General features: G+C 57.5%; 23 protein-coding genes and 1 pseudogene. 8 read left to right on the top strand and 16 right to left on the bottom strand.

Annotation, left to right across the window (positions count from 1 at the left end):
* The first annotated feature begins 306 nt into the window (after window positions 1–306).
* The 4 genes from ACWJJK_RS05820 to ACWJJK_RS05835 are packed head-to-tail and all read left to right on the top strand — an operon-like array spanning window position 307 to window position 3,384.
* The gene (locus tag ACWJJK_RS05820; RefSeq protein WP_156880388.1) at window positions 307–1,062 is read left to right on the top strand and encodes a hypothetical protein; all 756 of its coding nucleotides are present in this window, start codon (window positions 307–309) and stop codon (window positions 1,060–1,062) included.
* Between the two features lie 38 nt (window positions 1,063–1,100).
* Window positions 1,101–1,391, top strand: coding sequence for an HPr-rel-A system PqqD family peptide chaperone (locus ACWJJK_RS05825; RefSeq protein WP_347257805.1), 291 nt, complete (start codon window positions 1,101–1,103; stop codon window positions 1,389–1,391).
* The gene (locus tag ACWJJK_RS05830; RefSeq protein ID WP_454128745.1) at window positions 1,388–2,314 is read left to right on the top strand and encodes an HprK-related kinase A; all 927 of its coding nucleotides are present in this window, start codon (window positions 1,388–1,390) and stop codon (window positions 2,312–2,314) included. Before ACWJJK_RS05825 ends, ACWJJK_RS05830 begins: the two co-directional genes overlap by 4 nt.
* Window positions 2,299–3,384, top strand: a complete 1,086-nt coding sequence (locus tag ACWJJK_RS05835; RefSeq protein WP_454128746.1) for a nucleotidyltransferase domain-containing protein — start codon at window positions 2,299–2,301, stop codon at window positions 3,382–3,384. The genes ACWJJK_RS05830 and ACWJJK_RS05835 overlap by 16 nt, the downstream gene beginning before the upstream one ends.
* Before the next feature lie 504 nt (window positions 3,385–3,888).
* On the opposite strand, the gene ubiA is transcribed toward ACWJJK_RS05835, so the two are convergent.
* The 15 genes and pseudogenes from ubiA to hslV all read right to left on the bottom strand — a co-directional run bounded on the left by ubiA (window position 3,889) and on the right by hslV (window position 19,455).
* Window positions 3,889–4,776, bottom strand: coding sequence for a 4-hydroxybenzoate octaprenyltransferase (gene ubiA / locus ACWJJK_RS05840; RefSeq protein WP_077728841.1), 888 nt, complete (start codon window positions 4,774–4,776; stop codon window positions 3,889–3,891).
* Window positions 4,773–5,354 (bottom strand): chorismate--pyruvate lyase family protein, encoded by a 582-nt coding sequence (locus ACWJJK_RS05845; protein WP_240502407.1) that lies wholly within the window; start codon window positions 5,352–5,354, stop codon window positions 4,773–4,775. The genes ubiA and ACWJJK_RS05845 overlap by 4 nt, the downstream gene beginning before the upstream one ends.
* A 152-nt stretch (window positions 5,355–5,506) precedes the next feature.
* Window positions 5,507–6,292 (bottom strand): 3-methyl-2-oxobutanoate hydroxymethyltransferase, encoded by a 786-nt coding sequence (gene panB / locus ACWJJK_RS05850; RefSeq protein WP_077728843.1) that lies wholly within the window; start codon window positions 6,290–6,292, stop codon window positions 5,507–5,509.
* Between the two features lie 287 nt (window positions 6,293–6,579).
* Window positions 6,580–8,664 (bottom strand): ATP-dependent DNA helicase RecG, encoded by a 2,085-nt coding sequence (recG, locus tag ACWJJK_RS05855; RefSeq protein ID WP_077728844.1) that lies wholly within the window; start codon window positions 8,662–8,664, stop codon window positions 6,580–6,582.
* A 15-nt stretch (window positions 8,665–8,679) separates the two neighbouring features.
* Window positions 8,680–9,066: a RidA family protein gene (locus tag ACWJJK_RS05860; RefSeq protein ID WP_077728845.1), complete on the bottom strand. Its 387-nt coding sequence runs from the start codon at window positions 9,064–9,066 to the stop codon at window positions 8,680–8,682.
* On the bottom strand, window positions 9,041–11,257 hold the full coding sequence (locus ACWJJK_RS05865) for a RelA/SpoT family protein (protein WP_077728846.1): 2,217 nt from the start codon (window positions 11,255–11,257) through the stop codon (window positions 9,041–9,043). The genes ACWJJK_RS05860 and ACWJJK_RS05865 overlap by 26 nt, the downstream gene beginning before the upstream one ends.
* A gap of 52 nt (window positions 11,258–11,309) precedes the next feature.
* Window positions 11,310–11,603: a DNA-directed RNA polymerase subunit omega gene (gene rpoZ, locus ACWJJK_RS05870; protein ID WP_077728847.1), complete on the bottom strand. Its 294-nt coding sequence runs from the start codon at window positions 11,601–11,603 to the stop codon at window positions 11,310–11,312.
* Between the two features lie 259 nt (window positions 11,604–11,862).
* A complete protein-coding gene (locus tag ACWJJK_RS05875) occupies window positions 11,863–13,080 on the bottom strand; it encodes a phosphoglycerate kinase (RefSeq protein WP_240502418.1) in 1,218 nt (405 codons plus the stop codon).
* 141 nt (window positions 13,081–13,221) lie between these two features.
* Window positions 13,222–13,641 (bottom strand): annotated as a pseudogene (locus ACWJJK_RS05880) (thioredoxin family protein); the annotation flags it as partial.
* 386 nt (window positions 13,642–14,027) lie between these two features.
* Window positions 14,028–15,650 (bottom strand): ubiquinone biosynthesis regulatory protein kinase UbiB, encoded by a 1,623-nt coding sequence (ubiB, locus tag ACWJJK_RS05885; protein WP_454128747.1) that lies wholly within the window; start codon window positions 15,648–15,650, stop codon window positions 14,028–14,030.
* 13 nt (window positions 15,651–15,663) lie between these two features.
* Entirely contained in the window at window positions 15,664–16,317 is a 654-nt protein-coding gene (locus tag ACWJJK_RS05890; RefSeq protein WP_077728850.1) for a ubiquinone biosynthesis accessory factor UbiJ, read from the bottom strand.
* A gap of 5 nt (window positions 16,318–16,322) precedes the next feature.
* A complete protein-coding gene (ubiE, locus tag ACWJJK_RS05895) occupies window positions 16,323–17,072 on the bottom strand; it encodes a bifunctional demethylmenaquinone methyltransferase/2-methoxy-6-polyprenyl-1,4-benzoquinol methylase UbiE (protein ID WP_077728851.1) in 750 nt (249 codons plus the stop codon).
* 105 nt (window positions 17,073–17,177) lie between these two features.
* Window positions 17,178–17,555 (bottom strand): gamma-butyrobetaine hydroxylase-like domain-containing protein, encoded by a 378-nt coding sequence (locus ACWJJK_RS05900; protein WP_077728852.1) that lies wholly within the window; start codon window positions 17,553–17,555, stop codon window positions 17,178–17,180.
* A gap of 14 nt (window positions 17,556–17,569) precedes the next feature.
* Complete coding sequence (hslU, locus tag ACWJJK_RS05905; protein ID WP_077728853.1) at window positions 17,570–18,895, bottom strand: ATP-dependent protease ATPase subunit HslU; 1,326 nt, start codon at window positions 18,893–18,895, stop codon at window positions 17,570–17,572.
* Window positions 18,892–19,455 carry an ATP-dependent protease subunit HslV gene (gene hslV / locus ACWJJK_RS05910; RefSeq protein WP_077728854.1) on the bottom strand — a complete coding sequence of 188 codons (564 nt, stop codon included), beginning with the start codon at window positions 19,453–19,455 and terminating at the stop codon, window positions 18,892–18,894. Before hslV ends, hslU begins: the two co-directional genes overlap by 4 nt.
* Between hslV and ACWJJK_RS05915 the strand changes: the two genes are divergently transcribed.
* Together ACWJJK_RS05915 and ACWJJK_RS05920 are read left to right on the top strand one after the other, a co-directional pair.
* Window positions 19,441–19,641, top strand: a complete 201-nt coding sequence (locus ACWJJK_RS05915) for a hypothetical protein (protein ID WP_133717771.1) — start codon at window positions 19,441–19,443, stop codon at window positions 19,639–19,641. The genes hslV and ACWJJK_RS05915 overlap by 15 nt on opposite strands.
* Entirely contained in the window at window positions 19,604–20,803 is a 1,200-nt protein-coding gene (locus ACWJJK_RS05920) for a class I SAM-dependent rRNA methyltransferase (RefSeq protein ID WP_077728855.1), read from the top strand. Before ACWJJK_RS05915 ends, ACWJJK_RS05920 begins: the two co-directional genes overlap by 38 nt.
* On the opposite strand, the gene ACWJJK_RS05925 is transcribed toward ACWJJK_RS05920, so the two are convergent.
* A complete protein-coding gene (locus ACWJJK_RS05925) occupies window positions 20,798–23,002 on the bottom strand; it encodes a cyclic nucleotide-binding domain-containing protein (protein ID WP_454128748.1) in 2,205 nt (734 codons plus the stop codon). The two genes, ACWJJK_RS05920 and ACWJJK_RS05925, sit on opposite strands and share 6 nt — an antisense overlap.
* Window positions 23,003–23,162: 160 nt before the next feature.
* Between ACWJJK_RS05925 and ACWJJK_RS05930 the strand changes: the two genes are divergently transcribed.
* The gene (locus tag ACWJJK_RS05930; protein WP_086134564.1) at window positions 23,163–24,518 is read left to right on the top strand and encodes a DegQ family serine endoprotease; all 1,356 of its coding nucleotides are present in this window, start codon (window positions 23,163–23,165) and stop codon (window positions 24,516–24,518) included.
* Window positions 24,519–24,579: 61 nt separating this feature from the next.
* Window positions 24,580–25,221, top strand: coding sequence for a hypothetical protein (locus ACWJJK_RS05935; RefSeq protein ID WP_156880400.1), 642 nt, complete (start codon window positions 24,580–24,582; stop codon window positions 25,219–25,221).
* Window positions 25,222–25,334 lie beyond the last annotated feature (113 nt).

Genomic DNA, 25,334 nt, shown 5'->3' on the forward strand with positions numbered 1-25,334 from the left:
AGCAGGACGCTGTTGAATAAAATCTTGGTACCGGTTGTTCTCCAAGCCTGGCTAAATCGCGAACACACGCTTCTGATCGAAAGTTGCAAATATGTCCGGGTGGCGGATACTCAGCTGTTAAACTAGATTACCGGGAAGTAAAGTTTGATTGACTTTCGCTCCAAATCTTGGCAAATGTCAGAAAGTTTTACAAGTGTGCCAAAATTGTTGCGCATGCGATCAAAAGTTGCCAAGAAATCAATTTATTAGGGTGATCGGCGCGTAAGTTGCATTAGAGTTTTTAACAATCGGAAATTTGCACTAACAATGGCTAAAGATATGCTTCATGAAGAACAGTCTGAGTTGCGGTCATCAACGCAGCAAAAGGAAATTGATCAAACGCGGCGCAATTTGACGAGAATTGGTCTGACCACGCCTGTCCTGATGAGCTTTTCTGGTTATTCGCCGTTGGCTAATGCTTGTGCCACTCCATCCCGGCATGCATCTGGAAACACCAGTCCCCAAACAGAGGAGCCGGTTTATTCCTGCAATGGAAAACCGCCTTCCTATTTGGTGATGTGTGCTTCGTTCGGTTCATGGCCTCTAGGTGGATTGGATGCACCGCAACTGCAGATACAAGACGGCAGTGGAAATCCGATCGGCTGTACCGGGGGCGGTGTCCCTTCGTTTGACACATTTTTTTCATCGGACTCGAATCCTCCCGCTTCAAAGATATCCAGTTTTGGTACAACCGTGGATGTGTATGTTGGCGCCACTACTACTTTTATACCAGTTTTACCAACAAACGGTGCCGGGACTGTAGATCAAACTCGGCTTGCGTCTGTATGGGAACTTTTGGCGTTTCCGGAAAAGCAGCCCGATCCGCAAGCCGCCCAGTTCGCCCAATTCATTATTGCGGCGATTTATAACGCAAATGCCGATTCGAAGTATCCAGTTTCGGTAGATCAAGCAAAAGAGATGTTTGCGAAAGGTCCTTTAACGGAGTATCAGCCCACGAATGGTGTTAAATGGGGAGTAGCGGAAATCATTTTTTATCTACAAAGCACCATGGGGTTTGTCTAAAAATTAGCTGGCTTTGGTATAAATTGCTTTTGATCTTCATGACCTTACGCGTGGTCACTCTTTGTTCGGCGGCCCGCCTGAAGATATCGCCGCTTTGGCAGGACGAATGCGTGGTATTTGATGCAGCCAGTTGTAATACTTACGCAGTGCCGAAATTGAGTGCTCAGATTCTAGAAATGCTGCAGGCTGAGAAGGAGCTTAAGACTTCAACCATTCTTGCCGGAATAAACGCAAAAGGTGATCTCGACGAACAGGAGTTGATTCGAGTTCTTGACATCACATTAGAAGAATTTCAGCGTCTTGGCCTAATTGAAATAATTGCCAGTTGAGCTCTTTTAACTCCTTCGACGAGACCCTGTCCGCGCAATTTTCGGACAAGGGCGTAACTCTAGAACTTGCTCCGTTTGTTGTCCGAATCTATACCGATATTCCTAGCGTTTTAGCCGGCTTACAGCTTTACTACAGCGAGTACCCGGTACCAGGTTCAAGCGCTTTTGCAGATTTCCACGTATCGTTGCGGCGACCTCGATCGGCGTATCGCTGGTTCCGCCCTCAGGTCAGCTTTGAATTCGACGGCACGGTTCCATTTAAGCCTTTGCCTTACGAGCAAGCTTATCCCATGTTCGAATGGGGGCTTAATTGGTGTATAGCGAACCATTGCCATCGGTTTCTGATGATTCATGCAGCGGTCGTTGAGCGGGAGGGATGTGCGGCAATTTTGGCGGCTCCCCCGGGTTCGGGCAAGAGTACACTCTGCGCCGCTTTGGTCAGTCGCGGATGGAGGCTGCTTTCCGATGAATTGGCTCTTATCGATCCGGCAACGCTTCGGATAGCGCCTATTCCCCGCCCGATCGGGCTCAAGAATGATTCGATCGAAATTATCCGCCATTTCAATCCTTCAGCAGTGATTGGGCCGGTAGTAAAAGATACCCGCAAAGGGACAGTAACTCACATGAAAGCGCCGGTCGGCAGCATTCTCCGTTCTCGCGAAACGGCTTGTCCTGCGTGGGTCATCTTTCCTCGTTACGAGCGCGATGCTGCCGTTCGGTTGCGGCCTCACTCCAAGGCTCGGACAGTCGTGCGTCTCGCCGAAAACTCATTTAATTACACCTTACTGGGTGCAATAGGCTTTGATGCTTTGATAGGCACAGTCGATCAGGCTGAATGTTATGAATTTACCTATAGTAAGCTGGATGATGCCATCTCGATATTTGCTGATTTGAAGGCGCCTCCGCTATGTCAGGCCCGATGAATGTCGCCGCCGCCAAGGCGCTGACACGCACCGAGACTCTAATCGATTGTTCTCTCGGCGACTGGGACATCGTTATCCGCCAGTGCAGGGCGGCAAAGGTACTCGCCAAGTTAGCGGCCCGACTCGAAGACCATGGCTTGCTCGATCTAATCCCGGAGGCTCCCCGCAGACATCTGATCTCTGCGCACCTGGTTGCACGCCGGCAAAACCAGGCCGTGGAAATTGAGGTCGAGCAAATCCGAAAGGCCCTGGCTAGAATTCTGGCTCCAATCGTCCTGCTCAAGGGGGCGGCCTACGCAATGGCCGGCCTACCGGCAGCACGGGGGCGTGTGTTTGCTGACATCGACATACTGGTGCCGCGCGAGCGATTGGCCGATGTCGAAGCGGCGCTGATGCTGCATGGCTGGATAAGCACGCATCATGATGCTTATGACCAGCGCTACTATCGCCAATGGATGCACGAAATCCCACCGATGCAGCACATTAAGCGTGGTACGGTTATCGATGTACACCATGCTATTACACCGATTACTTCCAGGATTCGGGCCGATTCGAAAAAAATGCTCGCTGCGGCAGCGCCGTTGCCGGGACATGACAGGCTGTTTGTGCTTGCGCCCGAAGATATGGTGCTGCACAGTGCTACTCATCTTTTTTTGGAAGGCGAACTGGATTCGGGATTTAGAGACCTCGCCGATATCGATACCCTGCTTACGCACTTCGCTGCCGCTGACGACAGCTTTTGGGAGCGTCTGATGGAACGAGCCGTGGAGGTCGGTCTTGCCAGGCCTTTGTTTTACGCTTTCCGTTATACGGAGAAGATCCTGGGGACGCGAATTCCGCCGCGGATTCAGGCCAAGGCTGCGGTGGGATCGCCGGCGCGGCCATTGCTCAGCCTGATGGATGCGCTGTTCTTACGGGCGCTTCGGCCGAAGCATTCCACAGTCGCCGACCGTTTCACGGGGATTGCCCGGTGGATGCTTTATGTTCGGGGCCATTGGCTGCGCATGCCTTTGCCTCTGCTCGTTTATCATCTCGCTCGTAAGGCATTGGCGGTTGAACAGTCCGGGTGAAACGAGGGCTCGATGCGAGCTTGCTGGTGCTCCGGAGGCATCCTAAGTACATTCCATACACTTTTGCGGAATCTCGACAAATTAGTTCGATTGGCGGATTTCTCCTGCAGTGGTGCGTATGCCGCAAGACTTCCCTGAATGTACTTAGAGCGTTTTTCATCCCGGTGTACGGCTTCGTGTCGGGCGGGAAGAACGTAGGTCGGCAATCCCTTGCCGACTTATCGGCTCGGCAAGGGATTTTGTCGGAAGGGTCGCGACTAAAGCGACCGTTTGCGATTGGAAGGGTCGCGACTAAAGCGACCGTTTGCGATTGGAAGGGTCGCGACTAAAGCGACCGTTTGCGATTGGAAGGGTCGCGACTAAAGCGACCGTTTGCGATTGGAAGGGTCGCGACTAAAGCGACCGTTTGCGATTGGAAGGGTCGCGACTAAAGCGACCGTTTGCGATTGGGAAGGGATTGCCGACCTACCTATCGGGCTCTCTGACACCGAATCGGAAAATGCTCTAAAGGCGGGAGACGTAGTCGACTACCAACCCGAAAAATACCGCCGCGCCGAACCAATGATTGTTCAGAAATGCTTTGAAGCAGCCGGCGGGATCGCGCTCCCGGATCAGATACTGTTGGTAGGCGGCCAGCCCGGCGGCGACCAAGAGACCGAGAAAATAGGCTATTCCAAGCCCGGATTGCCTTCCCACCGAATAAAGAATCAGCAGCACGAAGACCTGAAGCATTCCGATCAGCACCCGATCCATGTCGCCGAACAGAATGGCGGTGGATTTGACGCCGATCTTGAGATCGTCCTCCCGATCCACCATGGCGTACATCGTGTCGTAAACCAAAGCCCACAGGATGGTGGCGAAGTAAAGTTCCCAGCCGACCCACGGAATGCCGCCCGTCTGGGCCGCGAAAGTCATGGGCACCGCCCAGCCGAAGGCGAGTCCCAGATAGGCTTGCGGAAGATAGGTGTAGCGCTTCATGAACGGATAGGACGCGGCGAGAAAAGCGCCGGGGACCGACAGCGCGATTGTGAGCGGGTTGGTGAGTAGAACCAGGCCGAACGATACCAGGCACAGCACGACGAACAGCCAAAGCGCTTCCTTGGGTGTCACCAGTCCGGCGGCGATCGGACGTAATTTGGTGCGTTTGACGTGGGGGTCGAAGTCGCGGTCGGCGTAGTCATTGATCACGCAGCCCGCCGCCCGCATCAGCACGACGCCGGTGACGATGACGAAGCTCACCAGGACGTCGGGTTTGCCGTTTCCGGCAATCAATAGCGCCCACAGGGCCGGCCAAAGCAGAAGGAAGATGCCGATGGGCTTGTCCAGACGCATCAATCGCCAGTAAAGCTCGAGACGACGGCTGGACAGCCGGAAGGTCGGTTGGTCGATCATAGGCTTGCTTCTCGCTTCAACAGAGAAGGTAGAAAAAACTCGGCTACTAACAGGTTTCCGTGCGCGACGGCGTACAGCGAGCGCCGACCCCAGATTCGGTCGGACGATTCGGCGAAGTCAAGAGCTTTGGAACGTTCCGGTAGCCATTTCGCCCTTTCGACGACGGCCAATTCCAGCCCCAGCCGCTTCAGGTTCGGGTCGGAGAAAAGAATCTCTCCCAGCGGGCGGTTGCCCAAAGAAGCCAGATGGCGCTGAGCGCCGCGGAGAATACTTGCCGGTATGATGCTGCGCGCCACGACCAGGGGCTGTTCGCCGCATTGAAGAGCCACCTCGCGTACCAACGCGACCCGCGAAGGTCTAAGTCTCAGCGCTCTCGATTCGTCGGCAAACGGCCTCAGCCAGTCCTGCTGCAGCACCCGGAGGCGAAAATCGCCGCCGCAAAGGCCGCGAACCCGGCGGGTCAGCGAGCCGGCTTCGAAAAGCCATGGATGGAGCCCTTCGGGGATCTGGCTGCGCTGACTGCTTCCAAGTTGAAACCAGTCCGGTGCTCGGCGGAAAAGTTGGCTGCGTGTCGTCAATGGTCGGTCTCGAGAATAAACCGCGAATTTTAGCAGAGCGCGTGAGTTTTCCTGACCGGCCGGATACATTCATCTGCAAGGAATTGCCTAGCTGCGCCTCTGTTCCGGCGGTTCGGTCGGAGCGGCCGCTTCGGTCGGACAAATCGCTATCTCTATCTCTTCCTTGAACCGCGCATGTGGAGAACATTGTCCACGAAGGTTCCGTCGTCGACTTCCTTCATGAATCGCTCGGCAACATCGACGATCGCTTTGCCAACGTAAGCGTACTGTCTCGAAAACGGCGGCCAGAAATCCCCCAGGCCGATCGCGTCGTTAATGACCAAAACCTGTCCATCGCACGATGCGCCGGCACCGATTCCCACTGTGGGCACCTTGATCGACTGCGTGATGGTCTTCGCCAGGGTTGCCGGTATGTGCTCCAGAACCACCAAGAACGCGCCCGCTTCCGCGATGTCGATCGCTTCGCTCAAGATGCGTTCCGCGTCGCTTTTCTTGCCTCCGACCTGTCGGAAGTCGGAAGCCGTCTGGGGCGTCAATCCGGTATGGCCGACCACGTCGATTCCGTTGGCAACGAGATGAGCGATCACGTCGTACTTCGGACCTTCCAGCTTGATGCTGTCGGCGCCGGCGTCCAGCAGCAGTTTGGCGTTATTCAGGGCCGTGGCCGGATCGCGATCGCTGTTGTATGGAAGATCGCCGATGATATGCGTATTCGGCGCGCCGCGGCGGACGGCGCCGATATGGTATTGCATGTGCTCGATGGTGACATGGCGCGTGCTGTCGAAGCCCATTTCCACCATCCCCACCGTGTCTCCGACCAGGATGACCGGAATCCCCGCTTTTTCGAGAGAGCGGGCTACGGGGGCGGTGTAAGCCGTCAGCATCGGGATCGGCTTTACCGACTTCATTTGTCTCAAGGACTCTGCGTTGAGTTTCATGGCTTTCATCTCCGGTGTGTCGGATTCGTATCTGGCGTCGCAAGCGTTTCGTCAGGGTGCTTAGAGCCAGGTCCCAGAACCCTTCGACTCGGCTCAGGACAGACCCTTCGACAACCCTGTCCTGAGCTAAGTCGAAGGGCTCAGGGCGAACGGCCTGGATAGGCTCTTATCTCGTTGGTCGATTTTCCCTCAAGGCGGGGATAAGATGGGGTTTCGCCACGGCGTATCCGCTTCGGAAGAATGTAATGGCATCTCGAAAAACGTCGATACCCCGTACGGGTAGTCATTCAAGCCCCGGCATATTGCACCGAATGACCGACCCAGCGCCGGATCAGGCGTTCGGCGCGGTCGGGATAATCCCGCAGCAGAATGGCGGCCGTTTGAGCAACGGCATCCAAGAGGTGTCCGTCGCGCGCCAAGTCGGCGATGCGGAACTGGACCTGGCCGGTCTGCCGGGTTCCCAGGAGTTCTCCCGGTCCCCGCAATTCCAGGTCTTTTTCGGCGATGACGAAGCCGTCATCGGAGTCCCGCAGGATACCCAAACGTTGTTTGGCGGTTTCCGACAGAGGCGGCTGGTACAGCAAGACGCAATGCGCCTCGCCGGGACCGCGTCCCACCCTCCCGCGCAATTGGTGCAGCTGGGCCAGTCCCAAGCGCTCGGCGTTCTCGATGATCATCAGGCTGGCGTTCGGGACGTCCACGCCGACTTCGATGACGGTGGTGGCCACCAGCAAATCGAAATGCCCTTCCTTGAAGGCTGACATGACGGCTTCCTTTTCGGCGGGTTTCAAACGCCCGTGTATCAGCGCGACGCGAACATCCGGAAGCGCTTCGGCGAGCACGACGGCGGTTTTTTCCGCTGCTTCGCATTGCAATGCCTCGGATTCCTCGATCAGCGTGCAAACCCAGTACACCTGTCTTCCTTTGGACGCCCAGTCGGTGATGCGGGCGATGATTTCAGCCCGGCGACTGGTCGGAATGACCACGGTCTTGACGGGAGTCCGTCCGGGCGGACGCTCGTCGATGACCGATAGATCGAGATCGGCATACCCGAGCATCGCCAAGGTTCTCGGAATCGGTGTGGCGGTCATGATGAGTTGGTGCGGATACAAGCCATCATGCAGACCTTTTTCGCGGAGCGCCAGCCGTTGATGGACGCCGAATCGGTGCTGTTCGTCGATGATGACGAGCCCCAGGCGATGAAATGCCACCTGTTCCTGAAATAGGGCGTGGGTGCCGATGACGATGCCGGCTGCGCCGCGACCGATGGCGTCGAGCTCGGCTTTCCGGGCTTCGCCCTTGAGGCGTCCGGACAAGAAGGCGATCTGTATGCCGAAGGGTTCGAGCCACTGCCGAAAGCTTCGGAAATGCTGCTCGGCCAAAAGTTCGGTAGGAGCCATGATGCCGACCTGGTAGTTGGACGACAGCGCGGTCAGCGCGGCATGGGCAGCCACCACCGTCTTGCCCGATCCCACGTCGCCTTGGACCAAGCGCATCATGGGACGGTTACCGGATAAATCGGCTTCGATCTCGGCAATCACGCGCTTTTGGGCGGCGGTTAGAGAGAACGGCAGGCTGCGCAGAAACCGGTCCGCCGCCTCCCGATTGATCGCCATAACCGGGGCTCGATGAGCCTGCATCTTGGCCCGGAAGCGCCCGAGGCTCAGATGATGGCTAAGCAGCTCTTCGAAGGCGAGGCGCGAACGGGCGGCGGCGAGTTGCGGCGAAGTTTCGTTGTAGCCGGCGGGCGGCTGATGCAGAAGCCGAAGCGCGTCCATGAGTCGCAACCGGTTCGCCGAAGGGATCAAGGGCTCGGGCAATAAGTCGGGAAGCCGGGTTTCGTCGGCCATGGACAGTGCTTGTGCGGCCAGCCGGCGAATGGCTTTCTGATGGATGCCTTCGGTCAAGGGATAAACCGGCGTCAGCGCGCGCTCGGGAACATCGGTCTCCGTATCGTCGATGAGTTTGTAATCGGGATGGGTCATTTCCAGGCCCGCATAACCCGTCCGCACTTCGCCGTAACAGCTCAGCCGCTTGCCGCGGGTTAGCTGCTCGCGCTGTTTCGCCGTGTAATGGAAGAACCGCAGATCGAGAAAGCCGGTGCCGTCGCCGATCCGAACAATCAGCGAGCGACGGCCCTTTGGGAGGATTTCCGCGAGTTCGATCCGGCCTTCCACCAGCGCATGACCGCCGGGTTTCAGATGTCCGATAGCGGTGACGGACGTCCGATCTTCATAACGCAGCGGCAGATGGAAAAGCAAGTCGCTGACGGTCGAAATGCCCAGCTTTTCCAGCCGTTTGAGGGTTTGCGCTCCCGCCCCCCTGAGGGTGGCGACCGGAAGCTCGTCGAGAGAACGGTTTTGCGAAGCCAAATAGTCGCGGGACGCCTATTTCGCCAAAACCATGATCGCGTCCATTTCGACTCCGGCGCCCCGCGGCAGGGAAGCCACGCCGATGGCGGCGCGGGCAGGGTACGGCTCGGCGAAATATTCCGCCATGATTTCATTCACCAGCGGAAAATGGGTGAGATCGGTCAGGAAGACATTCAGTTTGACGACATCCCGAAGGCTGCCTCCGGCCGCCTCGGCCACGGCCTTGAGGTTGTCGAACACGCGGCGGATCTGCACGTCCATGCCGCCTTCGACCAGCGTCATGGTGGCGGGGTCCAGCGGAATCTGGCCGGACAGATAAACCGTGTCGCCGACTTTTACGGCCTGGGAGTAGGTGCCGATCGCTTTGGGAGCCTGGTCAGTCTGAATAATTTGTTTTGCCATGGTTCTGTTTCTTTCTGAGTTCGGACTTTACGCGGGAAATTTTCAAAACGACCGATAATTTTCGCAGTTCTCGCATGACCGAGGCGAGATGGACGCGGTCCTTGACCATCAAGGTAATGATGTCGGTGGAAATCTGGCTGTCCTGATTGGAGATCTGGACGTTTTCGATGTTGGCGCGCATGCGGGAGATGGTGGAGGCGACTTTAGCCAGGGTACCGACCTGGTTCATCAGTTCCAGACGGATGACCGCCGGGAAATCGCCGCTGGCTTGTTTGTCCCAGTCCACGTCCAGCCAGTTCATGTGTTTTTTTCTGAGCTCCGAGACGTTCTTGCACTCGGTGAGGTGAACGACGATCCCCTTGCCGGGATTGAAGAATCCGACGATGGGGTCGCCCGGTATCGGGCGGCAGCACTTGGCGAGGTTGACCACCATGCCTTCTGTGCCTTTGATGATCAGAGGCGACAGTGCTGGCAGGTTTTCCTGGTTGGCTGTAGTCTCCGACGTGGCGTCGGCTTGCGCCATTTGGCGGACGACCAGGAAAGGCAAACGGTTGCCGAGCCCGATATCTTCCAGCAAGGCTTCGAGAGACGGCAATTCGAGCGCCTTCAGCAAATCGTCGATCCGCTCCCGCGGAATATCCTCGAAACGTATGTTTTGGGCATCGAATTCCTTTTCCAGCAAACGTTTTCCGAGGGCGACCGCCTCCTGTTTCTTGAAATTCCTGAGATAGCTGCGAATGGCCGCGCGCGCTTTGGCGGTGACGACGAAATTGAGCCACAGCGGATTGGGGCGGGCCCAGGGCGCCGTGATGATCTCGACGGTCTGGCCGTTCTCGAGAACGGTTTGCAGCGGCGCGAGTACCCGGTCGATTCGGGCCGAGACGCAAGTATTGCCGATATCGGTGTGCACGGCGTAAGCGAAGTCGACGATGGTGGCTCCGCGTGGAAGCTTGGTGATCTTGCCCTTGGGGGTGAAGACGTAAACTTCCTGCTGGAACAGGTCGACCTTCAAATTGTCCAGGAATTCCATCGAGTCGCCGGCGCTCTTCTGGATTTCCAGAAGATCTCTCAGCCACTCGTGGGCACGGGTCTGGCTGGTCGAAATCTGTTCATGCTCGCTCTTGTACAGCCAGTGTGCCGCGATGCCGGATTCAGCCAGATGGTGCATGGCGCGGGTGCGGATCTGAATTTCCAGCGGCTGGCCGTAAGGCCCGACCAGCACGGTGTGCAGCGACTGATAGCCGTTGGCCTTGGGCACGGCGATGTAATCCTTGAAGCGGCCAGGCACCGGCTTATAGAGGTTGTGAACTATCCCTAAGGCACGGTAACAATCGTCCACCTCATCTGCGATGATGCGGAAGGCGTAAACGTCGTAGACGCCGGAAAAGGAGACATGCTTGATTCGCATCTTTTGATAGAGACTATAAAGATGCTTCTCCCGTCCGATTACTTCGCAGTTGACCAGCCCGGCGTCCTGCAGTCGTTTCGTGATGGCCGACTCGATGATCGCCACCACCTCCTTACGGTTGCCGCGAGCTTTCTTTACCGACTGTTCCAGCACGCGGTAACGTACCGGATACATGGCGGAGAACCCCAGTTCTTCCAATTCCAGCCGCATCTCGTTCATGCCCAGGCGGTTGGCAATGGGTGCGTAGATGTCCAGGGTCTCGCGGGCGATGCGCCGGCGCCGCGTCGGAGACATTATCCCTAGGGTGCGCATGTTGTGAAGCCGATCCGCCAGTTTGACCATGATCACGCGGAGGTCCTTGACCATCGCGAGCACCATCTTTCGGACATTCTGGGCCTGCGCCTCGGCCCTCGATTTGCAGTCGAGCTGGGTCAGCTTGCTGACGCCGTCGACCAGTTCGGCGACTTCGTCTCCGAATTGTTCTCGCAGTTGCTCCTTGGTGACGGAGGTGTCTTCGATGACGTCGTGCAGAATGGCCGCCATGATGCCTTTTGCGTCCATGCGCATCTCGGCGAGGATGATGGCGACCGAAAGGGGATGGCACACATACGGTTCGCCGGTCAGTCGGAATTGGCCCTCATGCGCGGAAAGGGCAAGCTGATAGGCGCGATAAATTTCCTCGACCTGCGCTCCGTCGAGATAGGCCGAGACTATGCTGCACAGCCTGCGAATGAGCTTTTCATTCGGCAGTTCGGTCACTTCTTTGGGAAGAAGCTGGTTCATGGCAGCCTGCGCTCTTGTATCGGCTCTTCGGCGTTTGAGGTACCGATTCGCCTTACTCGAAATCGTCCTCTTCAAGGTTGCCCATGCCTGCGCCATGCGGATTGGGTACCGGCGGACGCTCGATGGCGAACCGCTCCTGTTTCGCGGCCGCAGTGAGATATTCGCGAGTGATCAAGCCCTGTGCAATTTCCCGAAGCGCCACGACGGTCGATTTATCGTTTTCCCACGGCACCTTGGCATCGTCCGGATGGCGGGACAATTGGCGGGCTCTCTTGGTTGCCAGCAAAACCAACTGAAAACGATTGTCGACGTGTTCCAGACAGTCTTCGACGGTTACTCTTGCCATGTTTGCTGTATCCTCGATTTAGAGTCGTTTTGAATGAAAAATTTAATAAAAACAAATAGTTTATGGAACCCTTTTACCCTAAAAGCAAGGTTCTTGTACAGAACACCCGCTTTTCAAAGCGGAATCCGATCCATCGGGCGTTTTGGTCGAAGGATTCTTAATCCAGACCGCCAACGCGGCTGGAAGGTTCAGATCGCCCAAAAAACAAGGCGCGAAGGACAGCTTCGGCCGCTCTCCTTCGCGCCGTGAACTCGAAGAACTATTTTGCCCGTTCCTGCAACATCGCTACGGCGGGAAGCATCTTGCCCTCCAGGAATTCCAGGAAAGCTCCGCCCCCGGTCGAGGTATATGATACCCGATCGCCGATGCCGTATTTTTCGATCGCCGCGAGCGTATCGCCGCCACCGGCGATGGAAAAACCCTTGGTTTCCGCAATAGCCATGGCTACGGTGCGGGTGCCTTCGCCGAACTGGTCGATCTCGAATACGCCCACCGGCCCGTTCCAGACGATGGTTCCGGCCGCTTTGATCATTTCCGCATAACGCGCCGCGGTTTCCGGCCCGATATCGAGGATCAAATCGTCCTCGGCTACTTTGCTGACTTTTTTAATCGTGGCTGTCGCCGAATCGGAGAATTCTTTCGCGCAAACCACATCGGTCGGTACCGGAATCTCCGCGCCTTCCGCTTTCGCTTGTTCCATCAAGCGTTTGGCTTCGGGAATCAGGTCGGCTTCATACAAGGACTTGCCCACCGGATGACCTGCTGCGGCGATGAACGTGTTGGCGATGCCGCCGCCGACGATGAGTTGGTCCACTTTGGCGGCCAAGGAGTCGAGCACCGTCAGCTTGGTGGAAACCTTGGAGCCGCCGACGATCGCCAAAAGCGGGCGCTCCGGGTTTTCCAGAGCCTTGCCGAGAGCGTCGAGCTCGGCAGCGAGCAGGAGGCCGGCACAGGTTTCTGTCGCGAAACGGCCTACGCCGTGGGTTGACGCTTCGGCGCGGTGCGCGGTGCCGAAGGCGTCCATCACGTAGATATCGCAGAGAGCGGCCATTTTCTTGGCCAACGCTTCGTCGTCTTTTTTCTCACCCTTGTTGAATCGGACGTTTTCGCATAAAACGACCTCCCGCGGGTGCATGTCGACGCCGTTCAGCCAGTCTTTCACGAGGGGCACTTTGCGTCCGAGCAGCCAGGTCATGCGATCGGCCACGGGTTTCAGAGAGAATTCGTCGGTGTATATGCCTTCGGTCGGCCGCCCCAGATGGGACATGACCATGACCCTGGCGCCGGCTCTCAAGCAATGTTCGATCGTGGGCAAACTGGCGCGGATGCGGGTGTCGCTGGTGACTTTGCCGTTCTTGACGGGAACGTTCAGATCCGCGCGGATCAGAACGCGCTTGCCGGCGAGATCGAGATCGGTGATTCGCTTGAAAGCGAGGGGCTTCTTCTTAGCGGCCTTCTTAGCGGTCTTTTTGGGTATCGATGGCTGCTCCCGCCATTTGATCGAGCAGCCCATGCTCGGGATTTGCTTCTTCGGACCCTTGCCGGTCTCCGCAACTTGTTTCATGGCGTCGAACAGCTCGCGCCTGACGTCCGGCGGGGCGGTTTCCTTGCGGCTGGCGTCCAGCCGTCCGCGGTACTGCAACTCCAGATCCTTGTTATAGCCGAAGAAGTCCGGGGTGCAGACGGCGCCGTAGGCCTTGGCCACTTCCTGAGTTTCGTCGTACAGGTACGGAAAGGGATAGCCGAGTTGCTCCGCGACGATTTTCATGTTTTCGAAGGAGTCTTCGGGATAATCGGCCGGGTCGTTGGACATGATGGCCACGGCGTTGATGCCGTGTTCCTTGAGCTCTTTGACGTCCCGCACGATGCGGTCCTGCACGGCCTTCACATAAGGACAGTGGTTGCAGATGAACATCACCAAAAGGCCGTTGGGGCCTTTGCACTTTTCCAGAGTCCAGATTTGCCCATCCACGCCAGGCAGAGCGAAATTGTGTGCCTTTTTTCCGAAATCACAAACCGGGGTTTCTGTGCGCGCCATGGAGATCTTCCTTCTTATACGTTATAAGTGAAAATCGATGAAAATGGCTGAAATCATAACAAAGAAATCGAATCCAGTCGTCCGCTTACCGTCCCGCGAATGTCGGGAAGGGCGGCTCCGGTGCTCCTGGAAGGATCGGTTCGACGCTCCAATCGCAAACGGCCTGGCCGGGAGCGCCGGCCAGCCCCTTCCCCGGATGACCGTTTGCGATTGGAAGGGTTGCGGCTAAGGCAACCGTTTGCGATTGGAAGGGGCCGATTAAAGGCCCGTTTGCGATTGGAAGGGTCGCGACTAAAGCGACCGTTTGCGATTGGGAAGGATTCCGGACCTACTCGGTGACGCAGAGCTCGTAGGCCGACAAACCCGCCGCCATGCTGAATCGTTCGTTAAAGCCAGGCGCCGACGAGAAGGAGTACGCCCAAAGCGCCGGCTATTCCGGCGACGGTCAGCGAGGCGGCGGAGCCGGACAGGACGGCCGCGCTGATGACAAGGGCGCCGCCGGTGATTCCGGTCAGCGTGCGCCGCCGGTTCTGGGTGATTTCCCGATGGATCTGTTCGAGTTCCCGCGACTGGAAAGTCACCGTCAGCTTTCCGGTTGCCGCGTTTTCCAGCATCCGATGGATCAGCATGGGCATCTCGGGCCAGCTTTCCGCCCATTCCGGAAGCTGCGACTGGATTTTTCTCAGGCCGGCTTTGGGTCCCATTTCGTCCTTGAACCAACGTTCCAGAAATGGTTTGGCGGTCTGCCAAAGATCGAGGTCCGGATAGAGGTCGCGCCCGAGTCCTTCGATATTCAGCAGGGTTTTTTGGAGCAGCACCAGTTGCGGCTGCACTTCCATATCGAAGCGGCGGGCCACCTGGAACAGCCGCAATAACAAATGGCCGTAGGAGATGTCCTTTAACGGTTTTTCGAAGATCGGTTCGCTCACGGCGCGTACGGCGGACTCGAATTCCTCGACGCGGGTGGTTTTGGGAATCCATCCCGATTCGATATGCATCTCCGCGACACGGCGGTAGTCGCGGTTGAAAAAGGCCAGAAGATTTTCGGCGACGTAACGCTTGTCTTCCCGTGAAATGCTCCCAACGATGCCGAAGTCGACGGCAATGTACTGAGCGGGCGGCGTGACGAAGATATTGCCGGGGTGCATGTCGGCATGGAAGAAGCTGTCCCGCAGCACCTGCGTGAAGAAGATTTCCACTCCTCGTTCCGCCAGAAGCTTGAAATCGACGCCTTCGCGTTTCAAGGTTTCCACGTCGCCGACCGGAATGCCCGATATGCGTTCCATGACCAAGACCTGCCGCCGCGTGTACGGCCAATAGACCTTGGGAATGTAAAGTATCTCGGAATCCTCGAAACGGCGCCGCATCTCGGCGGCATTGGCCGCTTCACGGACCAGATCGAGTTCGTCCAGAATGGTCGTTTCGAATTCGGCGACGACCTCGATCGGCCGAAGACGCTTGGCGTCGCTCCAGAAGCGCTGCGCGAGCCGAGCCAACTCGTACAGCAAGGCGATGTCCGAGCGGATCTGCTTTTCGATGCCGGGTCTAAGCACCTTGACCACTACATCCTGACCGTCGTGCAGCCGCGCGGCGTGTACCTGCGCCACCGAGGCCGAAGCGAGCGGCGTCTCTTCGAATTCGGCGAAAACCAGGCTGACCGGCTGTCCCAATGCCTGCTCGACGATGGCTTTGGCATCGCTGCCGGGGAAAGCCGGCACGCGGTCCTGAAGCTTGATCAATTCTTCGGCGATGTCGTCCGGCAGGAGATCCCGGCGGGTGGACAGGGTTTGGCCGAATTTGACGAAAATGGGACCCAAGTCTTCCAACGTTCGGCGGATCCGAACGCCGCGCGGTTCGTCTTTGGCGCCCAGCCAATAGTTCGGGGAAAGGGTGCCGACAAAGCGGATCGGCCGAAACAGGTGAGTGGCCAGCACCAATTCGTCCAGGCCGTGACGCACCAGCACGCGTTGAATGTGCAGCAAACGCCGGATCTGTTTCGGTCGAATCACGGGCGAGATGTTCCTAGGCAGCGGATTCGGAAGACGAGGAATCAGACGGCAGCGAGCACCGAAGCCGCTCTATCCGGGCTTTGAGGCGGTCGAAATCGGCGCGAAGCCGGTCGACTTCGGCGTAAAAGGCGTCAGCCTCGAATTGCGCCGGCAATTCCCGGCTTTCTTCCTGCCAATATTCAGCAAGATCGAGTCTTAAGGTGTTCAGGGAATCTTTGGTCCAACCGAGCCCCGAGCGAACAAGGTCGAAGCAGGCGGAGGCGAAGGCTCGGCCGGTATATTGGGCAAGGTGGGCCTCCCAGTCGACGTCGAGCTTCTCGAACAGCGCCTGGAAGCGGCGCGCCGTGTCCATGTCGCCGTCGATTTCGATGTCGCCGGAGGAGAGGAGTTGCCTGGCCGGTTCGCCGAACCTGAGCTTGGCAAAGGCCGGAATCGAACCGGCCAGAGTAACGTCCGGTCGGCCGCCGAAATCGCCGAGAATTTGTACGTCCGAATCGGTCGGGCAGAAATAAATCGACAGCTCGAACGGATGCAGTCGAAGCTCGATGACTTTGCCCGCGATCGGGGCCAGTAGTTCTCTGTTGCCTGAATCCAGGCTCAAATAGTGCGCGACCGCACGCTCCAGCGCTTCGGCAAGAATACCGGCCAACACCGGATGACGAGCCATCACGGTCAGACCTTATAGCCCCGGTGGACGGCGACGACGCCGTGGGTCAGGTTGAAGTATTCACAACGTTCAAAACCGGCTTCGAGCATCAGCTGCTTGAGCTTTTCCTGGTTGGGATGCATCCGGATGGACTCGGCCAGATATTTGTAGCTTTCGGCATCGTTGGCAATGAATTTGCCGAGCATCGGCAGGACCTTGAACGAGTAGAGATCGTAGACCTTTTTGAACAGATCCCCCTGCGCTTCGGAGAATTCCAGGATGATCGCCCGCCCGCCCGGCTTCAAGACGCGGTGAATCGAGCGAAGCGCGACCTCCTTGTGGGTTACGTTGCGTAGACCGAACGCGATGCAGACGCAATCGAAATAATTGTCCGGGAACGGCAGCTTTTCGGCGTCGATCTGCGCATAGCTGACGTTGTCGACCACGCCCTCGTCGATCAGCCGGTCGCGGCCGCGCTTCAACATCTCGGCATTGATGTCGGAAAGAACGACACGGCCGTTCGGACCGACCCGTTTCTGGAAGAGAGACGTCATGTCTCCGGTGCCGCCTGCAAGATCCAGAACCTTTTCGCCGGAGCGCACGTGGCTCAGCTGCAGGGCGATCCGTTTCCAAATCCGGTGAATACCCAAAGACATGAGATCGTTCATGACGTCGTACTTGCCCGCGACCGAGTCGAATACGGCCTTGACCATTCTGGCCTTTTCGTTCGCGGGAACCTCACGGAAGCCGAAGTGGGTGGTTTTTTGATCGTTCATTCGTAAGTGGCCGGATGGTTTCTTGATGATCGCCTGGCGAGATATGTGTTGATCTTATACTTCAGCGTGGATCGGGACGTGATCTAAATCACCTTCTCGGCGCCTTTATCGGCTCCGAAGCGCCTCGGTTCGACGTTCGTATCCCGCTTGCTCCAGTTTTTTCAAATACTCGTTCCAGAGTTCCGCCTGATGCACGCCCAGATTGTACAGCATCTCCCAAGTGTAGATCCCGCTATCGTGGCCGTCGCTGAAGCTGGGGGCGATGGCGTAATTGCCCACCGGCCGGATCGCCGTGATGGTGACATCCTCTTTCCCGAGCTGGAGGACCTCCTGGCCCGGTCCGTGGCCACGAACCTCGGCGGACGGCGAATAAACCCGCAGGTATTCGCAGGGCAGTTCGAAGCGGGAACCGTCTTCAAACGCGATTTCGAGTACCCGCGATTTTTGATGGAGCTTGATCTCGGTGGGCAGGGGCGCAGCCATGGCGGGACTGCCGGTTAAAGGATATAGCGGCTCAGGTCTTCGTCCTGGGCCAGCTCGGACAAATACCGGTCGACATACTGGGCGTCGATGACCACGGACTTTCCGGCATGATCCGGCGCTTCGTAGGAGATCGTTTCCAGAAGCCTTTCCAATACGGTGTGCAGCCGTCGGGCGCCGATATTCTCGGTGCGCTCGTTCACTTCCCAGCTAATCTCGGCGATCCGGGCGATGCCGTCCTGAGTGAACTCCAGTTCGACGCCTTCGGTGGCGAGCAACGCGGCGTACTGTTCGGTCAAGGAACTGGCCGGTTCGGTCAGGATGCGGATGAAATCCTCCACGGTCAGTGCGTTCAGCTCCACCCGAATGGGCAATCGCCCCTGAAGCTCCGGAATGAGGTCGGAGGGCTTCGACAGATGGAATGCGCCGGAGGCGACGAACAGGATGTGATCGGTCCGGACCATGCCGTATTTGGTGCTCACGGTGGAACCTTCCACCAAGGGCAGCAGGTCGCGCTGCACGCCTTCGCGCGAAACATCCGGGCCTCCGTACTCGCCGCGCTTGCAGATCTTGTCGATCTCGTCGATGAATACGATGCCGTTTTGCTCCACCGACTCTACGGCGCGCAACTTGATGTCCTCCTCGTTGATCATCTTGGCCGACTCTTCCTCGCGAAGGAGCTTGAGCGCATCCTTGACCCGCAACTTGCGAGTGCGCGTGCGTCCGGTGTGCAGGTTCTGGAACAGGCTCTGGAGCTGATTGCTCATTTCTTCCATGCCGGGCGGCGCCATGATTTCCACGCCGATCGGTGCGGCGCTGACTTCGATCTCGATTTCTTTTTCATCGAGTTCGCCGTTACGGAGCTTTTGCCGGAATTTCTGGCGTGTCGCCGATTCCGGGGCCTGTCCTTCTCCGCCCCAGCCCGAGCCGCCGGGCAGCAAAGCGTTCAAAATCCGTTCTTCGGCCGATTCTTCGGCATGGGTTCGTACCTTCGCCATCTCGGTTTGGCGCGTCATTTTTACCGCGGCATCGACTAGGTCGCGAACGATGGATTCCACATCGCGTCCGACGTAGCCGACCTCGGTGAACTTGGTCGCTTCCACCTTGATGAACGGCGCGTTGGCAAGCCGCGCGAGGCGGCGGGCGATTTCGGTCTTGCCGACGCCGGTCGGACCGATCATGAGGATATTCTTGGGCGTGATCTCTTCGCGGAGCGCGGGTTCGATTTGCATACGCCGCCAACGGTTGCGCAAGGCTATGGCGACCGCGCGTTTGGCGGCGGCTTGACCGACGATGTGTTTGTCCAATTCGTGGACGATTTCTCGGGGAGTCATGTGCGTCATGGGTGTTCGTGCAGTTCCCGTTGCATGTCCAGTTCTTCGATAACCAGATTGCGGTTGGTATAAATGCAGATATCGGCGGCAATTTGCAGCGACTTTTCGACGATGTCGACAGCGCCCAATTCGGTATTTTCCAACAGTGCGCGGGCGGCTGCCTGGGCGAAGGGCCCTCCGGACCCGATCGCGATGAGGCCGTTTTCCGGTTCGATGACGTCGCCGTTGCCGGAAATGATCAAGGATGCTTTCGAATCGGCGACGGCAAGCAAGGCTTCCAGCCGGCGCAGCATTCGGTCGGTGCGCCAGTCCTTCACCAATTCGACCGCCGCTTTGGTCAGGTTGCCGCGCTGCTTTTCCAATTGGCCTTCGAAGCGCTCGAATAAGGTGAACGCATCGGCGGTTGCGCCGGCAAAACCCGCGAGCACGCGGCCGTGATAGAGCCGGCGGACCTTGCGGGCATTACCTTTCATGACGGTGTTGCCCATAGTCACCTGGCCGTCGCCGCCGATGACCACTTTGTCGCCGCGGCGGACGGACACGATGGTAGTGCCGTGAAACTGTTCCACAAAATTGCCTGCTTAGAGAAAACCGCCATTGTACACCATCCGGCTCGCCGCGGCCGCCGGCCGAAGCGGGCGCTCGGTTTTTTAGATTCTGCAAAGGATGGAATCGTGCGAGATAATGGCGAACTATTTTTTATTTTCAGCGACAGTTATGAGCCAGTTACCTTCGATACGCCTCAAGAAAAATGAAGAACGACGCCTGCGCGGGGGCCATTCGTGGATTTTCAGCAACGAGGTGGATATCTCGGCGACGCCGCTCAAGATTTTCGGGGCGGGTGATTTGGCTATCGTGGAGAGTTCACGCGGGCAAGTCTTGGGCATCGCCTACGTCAACCCGGCGTCGCTGATATGCGCCCGTCTTTTGACTCGGGACGTGCACGCGGAGATCGATCAGGCCTTCTTTGAACAGCGCTTGAAGCGCGCCCTGCAATTACGAGAACGGGTGTTTTCCAAGCCTTTTTACCGGCTGGTATACGGCGAAAGCGACGGGATCCCCGGGGCGGTGGTCGATCGTTTCGGCGATGTGTTCGTCATTCAGACGAATACGGCCGGCATGGAGAAGCTTCAGGAACCTCTGGCGGCTGCGATCGAGGCTTTGTTCGGCCCGAGCGCCATTGTCTTGAAAAACACGTCCAGCCTCAGAGCCTTGGAAGGACTCGAGACTTACACGCGCATCGTCAAAGGTGCTCTGGAGGAGGCAATCGAAATCGAAGAAAACGGCGCACGATTTCAGGTTGATCCGGTCGGCGGCCAAAAAACCGGCTGGTTTTTCGATCATCGCGAGAGCCGGGCCGTGTTGGCGAAGCTTTCACGCGGTCTGCGCGTACTGGACCTTTTTTCATACAGCGGGGCGTGGGGCGTGCAGGCGGCGCTCGCCGGAGCGGGAAGGGTCGACTGCGTGGACGGCTCGGAGGCCGCTTTGGCCTTGGCGGCCGAGAATAGCCGGCTCAATGGTGTTATGGAGAAAATGCAGTTCGTCAAGGACGATGTGTTCGAATTTTTGAAGCGGGCAAGGGAGGAACGGCTGCGCTACGACGTGATCGTGCTCGACCCTCCGGCTCTGATCAAGCGCAAGAAAGATGTCGGCCAAGGCGTAGAAGCGTACCGGCGGCTGAATCAAGGCGCGATCCAGGTATTGGCTCCGGGCGGCATACTGGTATCCGCATCCTGTTCATTTCACTTGCAGCGGGAGACTCTGCACGATCTTTTGCGGGCGACGGCGAGAAGTTTGGATCGCCATCTGGTCTTCTTCGGACGCGGTGGACAGGCGCCCGATCATCCCGTGCATCCCGCGATTCCAGAGACCGAATATCTGAAAACCTTTTTCTGCCATATCGGCGAGAGCTTATGAACCCTGCATCGGCGCGGAGGACATCGGGTTGGGCGGGATACGTTCGGGGGATGCCTGACTGGTTTGCGTCAGCAAGCGGCTGAGGAATTTTCGGCCGGATGCCGTGCCGAATAGCCCGCCAAAGACAAGCGCCGTCAGCAACAACGTTATCACGAGGGTTACCGGGAATGTGACGGCGAATTCGAAGTGTAGTTTCTTCTTCTGATCCTCATTGCCCGCTTGCGCTGCGGACGCGGCGGATTCCATAACGGCCAGCCGGGTCCGGGCCGATTGAAGTGCCTCTCTGAGCTGGTTGCCTTCCTCCTCCATGTCACGCAGTCTGGCTTGCAGCGCCATCAGTTCGTCGCCATGCTGGCGGCGCACGGTGTCCAACTCGGGATTTTTTCGAGCTCCGGCATTTTTGGCATGTTCCGCCAAGAGGAGCTCATAATTTTCGCGCAAGGATAGTAGCGCGGCTTCTCGATCGCTTGCCAGTTCGCGAGCCTTTTCGAGTTCTGCCTTCAAAGAGTCGATCTCTCCCTTGGCCTTTAGCAATCGCTCTTCAGCCTGCTGATACTTTTCTGTGACGGATGCGACAGACGAAACAATATCGCCGGCTTTGGTCAACTGCTTTTCCAACGCATGGGTTCGAGAAACCGCTTCTGCGGCCGTGTTTTCGGATGCCGCCAAACGCTCTGCGAGATCCCGCTCCCGTAAAAGACCTTCTTGTATTGTTGCTTCGAGTTCCCGCAGCCGGCGCTGCAATGCGGCCGACTGGTCTTCCGAATCCCGGTTTTTCTTCCGCTCAGAGGAGAGTAGCGCATCCAATGTCGGTGCATGGTCCATTGAAGAAATTGGACCGAGCGATTCGCTCTCCCGAGACGCTGGCTCCGCAAGCGGGGCAGTATCGAGAGTGGTTCGGGTTTCTTCCGAATCTTCGGTTCGGCCGCCTTCGTAGTCCACCGTCTCATACAGACCGGACAATAGCCCTTCTTGTCGAGTTGAATCCTGGGCGATGTCAGTGTCCATTTCGAATGTTGTCAAATCGGACTGCCCCGGCTGAGATGCCGAGTACGTTGGGGCGGTCGACGAGCGGGAGGGAGACCATTTTGTCGCTTCGACGACCAAGTGATCCCGTGGCACGTTGCCGATACCGCCGGCCAGCACGTGAGCCTCGAAGCCGTACCGGATTAGCAGGAAAGCGGAAGCCTCGCTGAGCCGTCCGTCTTCGCAAACCAAAAGGTATTTGCCTTGCCGGTTCAGGGTGGGAAGCATCACCCGCAGTGAAAAGAACGGAATATTAAGGCTTCCCGGCAAGCGGCCCTGCTCGTAGACATCCGGCGCTCGGACATCCAGCCATACCGCATCGCGACTGGCCATTCTTTGGGCGGTTTCGAAGTCGACATGAGATATCACCGGTTCCTTAAGGAGCTTGATAAAACTGGCTTTGTCCAGTCTCAGCAAAATGCCGTCGGTCACCATAGTGACCGTCACATTGCGCGGGTCTCCGGAAATGAGGGAATCCTCGCCGAAGGTATCGCTGATTTTTAGCGTGGCCAGCTTGATCTCTTTGGCGAGCCGCGACGGCTTGCGGGTCAGGGCGCAGCGTCCTTTCTTGATGATGTAATAAAAGTCGCCGGGGTCGCCTTGACGGCAAATGACATCGCCCGCTTTGACTTCAATTTCTTCGAGACTGCGAAGAATGGCCTGAATGTTCGCCGGAGACAGGCGCTGAAAGAGCGGCGACTTGAGCAGCGCTGTCATCCAGTCGCGCGTGGGTTCCTCCGGAATGTCGCTGACCTTGTATGTAGGCACGTCTCGGTTGAGTTCCTCCTGTTGGTTTATGATTTCCGGTTTGATCCTGACGTATCTGACGGTATCGTTCGCAACAGCCGAAACTTTGCGCGGAATCTGGTGGGCCAGGGCGAATCGGGCCGTATCCGTGCCGCCACTGATCGAATCCATTTCGACTCCCCCTGCCTGCAGCGATATCGTGCCGCTCAACAGGTACACGAACTCGTTCTTCGTTTCTCCTTGTCGAAAGAGAATGGAGCCTTTCGGCGCCTCATCGATTCGGATCTGTGAGCAGAGCTGCTCGAATCGGCTATCCGAGAGCGTATTCAGTGGAATCAGGCGGCGCAATTCCTGTGCATCAGAGGCGCTCAAGGCAGGGGGCATGTTCGTGTTGCTAGAGTATTCGAATTTGTGGACTTCGAGCATCGATCGTTTCCGGCATCCGAGCCGATAGCATTGTTGTTCGGTTTTCCTACGCTTCCATATAATAGACCATCCCTCCGTAAGCACTTTGTGATGTCTATCAATTATCGTTGGCCAAGGATCCGGGCCATTCAATCTTCTTGAAACGACCGAGGTATAACGAATGAGCGATAACCGTCGATTGCTTCCGCTTTTTTTGGCCGGTCTGCTGTTATTTCTGAATGCAGCGTATGCGGCCTGGCCGACCAGCGTGGATGGCCAACCCCTGCCTAGCCTTTCGCCTATGCTGAAGAAGGCGATGCCGGCTGTGGTGAATATTTCGACGCGTACGCAAATTCAAGAAGCCGAGCATCCCTTGTTGCGCGATCCGTTTTTCCGCTATTTTTTCGATATCCCGAATCAACCCCGCCGCCGCGAAACCTCCAGCTTGGGCTCGGGCGTGATCGTCGATGCGCGACGCGGCTACATCCTCACCAACAATCACGTCATCGATAAAGCCGATGAGATCACGGTGACGCTCAATGACGGTCGTCATCTCAACGCAAAATTGATCGGGGCCGATCCGGAATCGGACATCGCCGTGATCAAGGTCGAGCCGCAGAACCTGAGTGAGCTTCCGATCGCCGATTCCAGTCGATTGCAGGTAGGCGATTTCGTCGTGGCCATCGGCAATCCGTTCGGATTGGGGCAAACGGTAACTTCCGGCATTATCAGCGCGCTCGGCCGTTCCGGGCTCGGTATCGAAGGTTATGAGGACTTTATCCAAACCGATGCCTCGATCAACCCCGGCAACTCGGGTGGCGCGCTCGTCAATCTGCGCGGAGAGCTGATCGGCATCAATACCGCCATCCTGGCGCCCAGCGGAGGCAATGTGGGTATCGGCTTTGCCATTCCCGCCAATATGGCGACCAGTATCATGACCGCCCTGATCGAGCATGGTGAAATTCGGCGCGGTTTGCTCGGCGTAACGGTTCAGGACTTGACCCCTGAATTGGCGCAAGCTTTTGGCCTTACCCAAACCCAAGGCGCCGTCATTACCGGCGTCCAGCCCGATTCCCCCGCTGCCAAGGCCAAGCTGGAGCCGGGCGACATCGTGCTGGCGATCAACGACCACCACGTGAGGAACAGCATGGACGTCCGAAACGCCATCGGTTTGCAGCAGATCGGCGACAAAGTCTCGATCGAAGTTCTGCACAAAGGTGAAACCATGGTCCGTGAAGCGAAGATTGCCGAGCCCAAGATCACACGGGAGGAAGGCAAGAAAATCCATCCGAAGCTTTCCGGTACCTTGCTCGCCAATACCGAGCCGAACGAAGCGGTGCGAGGCGTGCGCGTGGAAAAGATCCATACCGCCTCCTATGCTTTCCAGGCCGGTTTGCGCCCCGGCGACGTCATCGTCATGGCCAATCGCCAGCCGGTGGGCAATCTGAAGGAGCTCAAGGCCGCCGCAAACGGCAGCGGCGAGTTGCTGCTCAATCTCCAACGGGGGAACGGCTCGTTCTTCTTGCTGCTGCGCTAATAAAGAATGCCGGCTGATTAAGGGGCTGTTTAACAGCCCCTTTTTGTTGCGAGAGAGGTCTATGGATTTTTTGTGGGCGATTTCCCAGCCGAACTACTGGCTACCCTTACTGACCGCGGCCTTGTTGCATGTGCCGATGTTTATTCTGCTCGACAAGCTGCAACTTAGACTGGAGGGCATTCCGCTAAGCCGCGAAATCACCGCGCGGGTCGGACCGCCGTTCGTTCATGCCGTACTCGCCCTCGGATTTATCCTTCTCGTATACCCTCACCAGTTCGGACGCGCCGGGGAGCCGGATTTCGTTCGAAATCTCCATGCCGGAGCCAGGCCGATCTCGGATCTGTTCAATCTGGCTTTCGTGCTGGCGGTCTTTTTGCCCTGGCTGCCGGTGCTCGGCAAATACAGAGGCATGGTGACATCGCTTCAGATCACTGTCCTCGGCGCCGTGCTGTTGCACTGGCGGTATCCGGAGGTGTCGATGAAGTATTTTCCGCCTGCTTCGATGCTTCTCGGACTCATCGCCTTGTCGATCGGTTCGCATTTCTTGGCGCGAGAGTTCGGCGAACGTCTAGGGCGCCGATTGGACGGGGTGTTTGAAACGGAAGGGTGGGCAAATCTGATCGAAGCGCCGCTCGATTTTCTGCTGCAAGGCGCGGTGTTGCTCAGATACGGGCTCTATCTGGGTGGGCAGTTGCCGGGTTGAACGAGGCGGAGCCGCCCGCAGGGTGCCGCACACGGATGTACGGCATGACCCGTATCAATCGCGAACGATGCCTGTCCTGAGCCCGGTCGAAGGGTGCTTCACTTCGTTCAGCA

The organism is Methylocaldum gracile (assembly GCF_053646815.1).

Coding starts and splice junctions, on each gene's coding strand:
- ACWJJK_RS05920 (WP_077728855.1), top strand. CDS start 19,604: ATGAGCCAGTTACCTTCGATACGCCTCAAGAAAAATGAAGAACGACGC.
- ACWJJK_RS05900 (WP_077728852.1), bottom strand. CDS start 17,555: ATGGCTGCGCCCCTGCCCACCGAGATCAAGCTCCATCAAAAATCGCGG.
- ACWJJK_RS05825 (WP_347257805.1), top strand. CDS start 1,101: ATGACCTTACGCGTGGTCACTCTTTGTTCGGCGGCCCGCCTGAAGATA.
- ubiE (WP_077728851.1), bottom strand. CDS start 17,072: ATGAACGATCAAAAAACCACCCACTTCGGCTTCCGTGAGGTTCCCGCG.
- ACWJJK_RS05865 (WP_077728846.1), bottom strand. CDS start 11,257: ATGAACCAGCTTCTTCCCAAAGAAGTGACCGAACTGCCGAATGAAAAG.
- ACWJJK_RS05890 (WP_077728850.1), bottom strand. CDS start 16,317: ATGGCTCGTCATCCGGTGTTGGCCGGTATTCTTGCCGAAGCGCTGGAG.
- ACWJJK_RS05820 (WP_156880388.1), top strand. CDS start 307: ATGGCTAAAGATATGCTTCATGAAGAACAGTCTGAGTTGCGGTCATCA.
- rpoZ (WP_077728847.1), bottom strand. CDS start 11,603: ATGGCAAGAGTAACCGTCGAAGACTGTCTGGAACACGTCGACAATCGT.
- ACWJJK_RS05925 (WP_454128748.1), bottom strand. CDS start 23,002: ATGCTCGAAGTCCACAAATTCGAATACTCTAGCAACACGAACATGCCC.
- ACWJJK_RS05835 (WP_454128746.1), top strand. CDS start 2,299: ATGTCAGGCCCGATGAATGTCGCCGCCGCCAAGGCGCTGACACGCACC.
- hslU (WP_077728853.1), bottom strand. CDS start 18,895: ATGACGCACATGACTCCCCGAGAAATCGTCCACGAATTGGACAAACAC.
- ubiA (WP_077728841.1), bottom strand. CDS start 4,776: ATGATCGACCAACCGACCTTCCGGCTGTCCAGCCGTCGTCTCGAGCTT.
- ACWJJK_RS05935 (WP_156880400.1), top strand. CDS start 24,580: ATGGATTTTTTGTGGGCGATTTCCCAGCCGAACTACTGGCTACCCTTA.
- panB (WP_077728843.1), bottom strand. CDS start 6,292: ATGAAACTCAACGCAGAGTCCTTGAGACAAATGAAGTCGGTAAAGCCG.
- ACWJJK_RS05860 (WP_077728845.1), bottom strand. CDS start 9,066: ATGGCAAAACAAATTATTCAGACTGACCAGGCTCCCAAAGCGATCGGC.
- ACWJJK_RS05930 (WP_086134564.1), top strand. CDS start 23,163: ATGAGCGATAACCGTCGATTGCTTCCGCTTTTTTTGGCCGGTCTGCTG.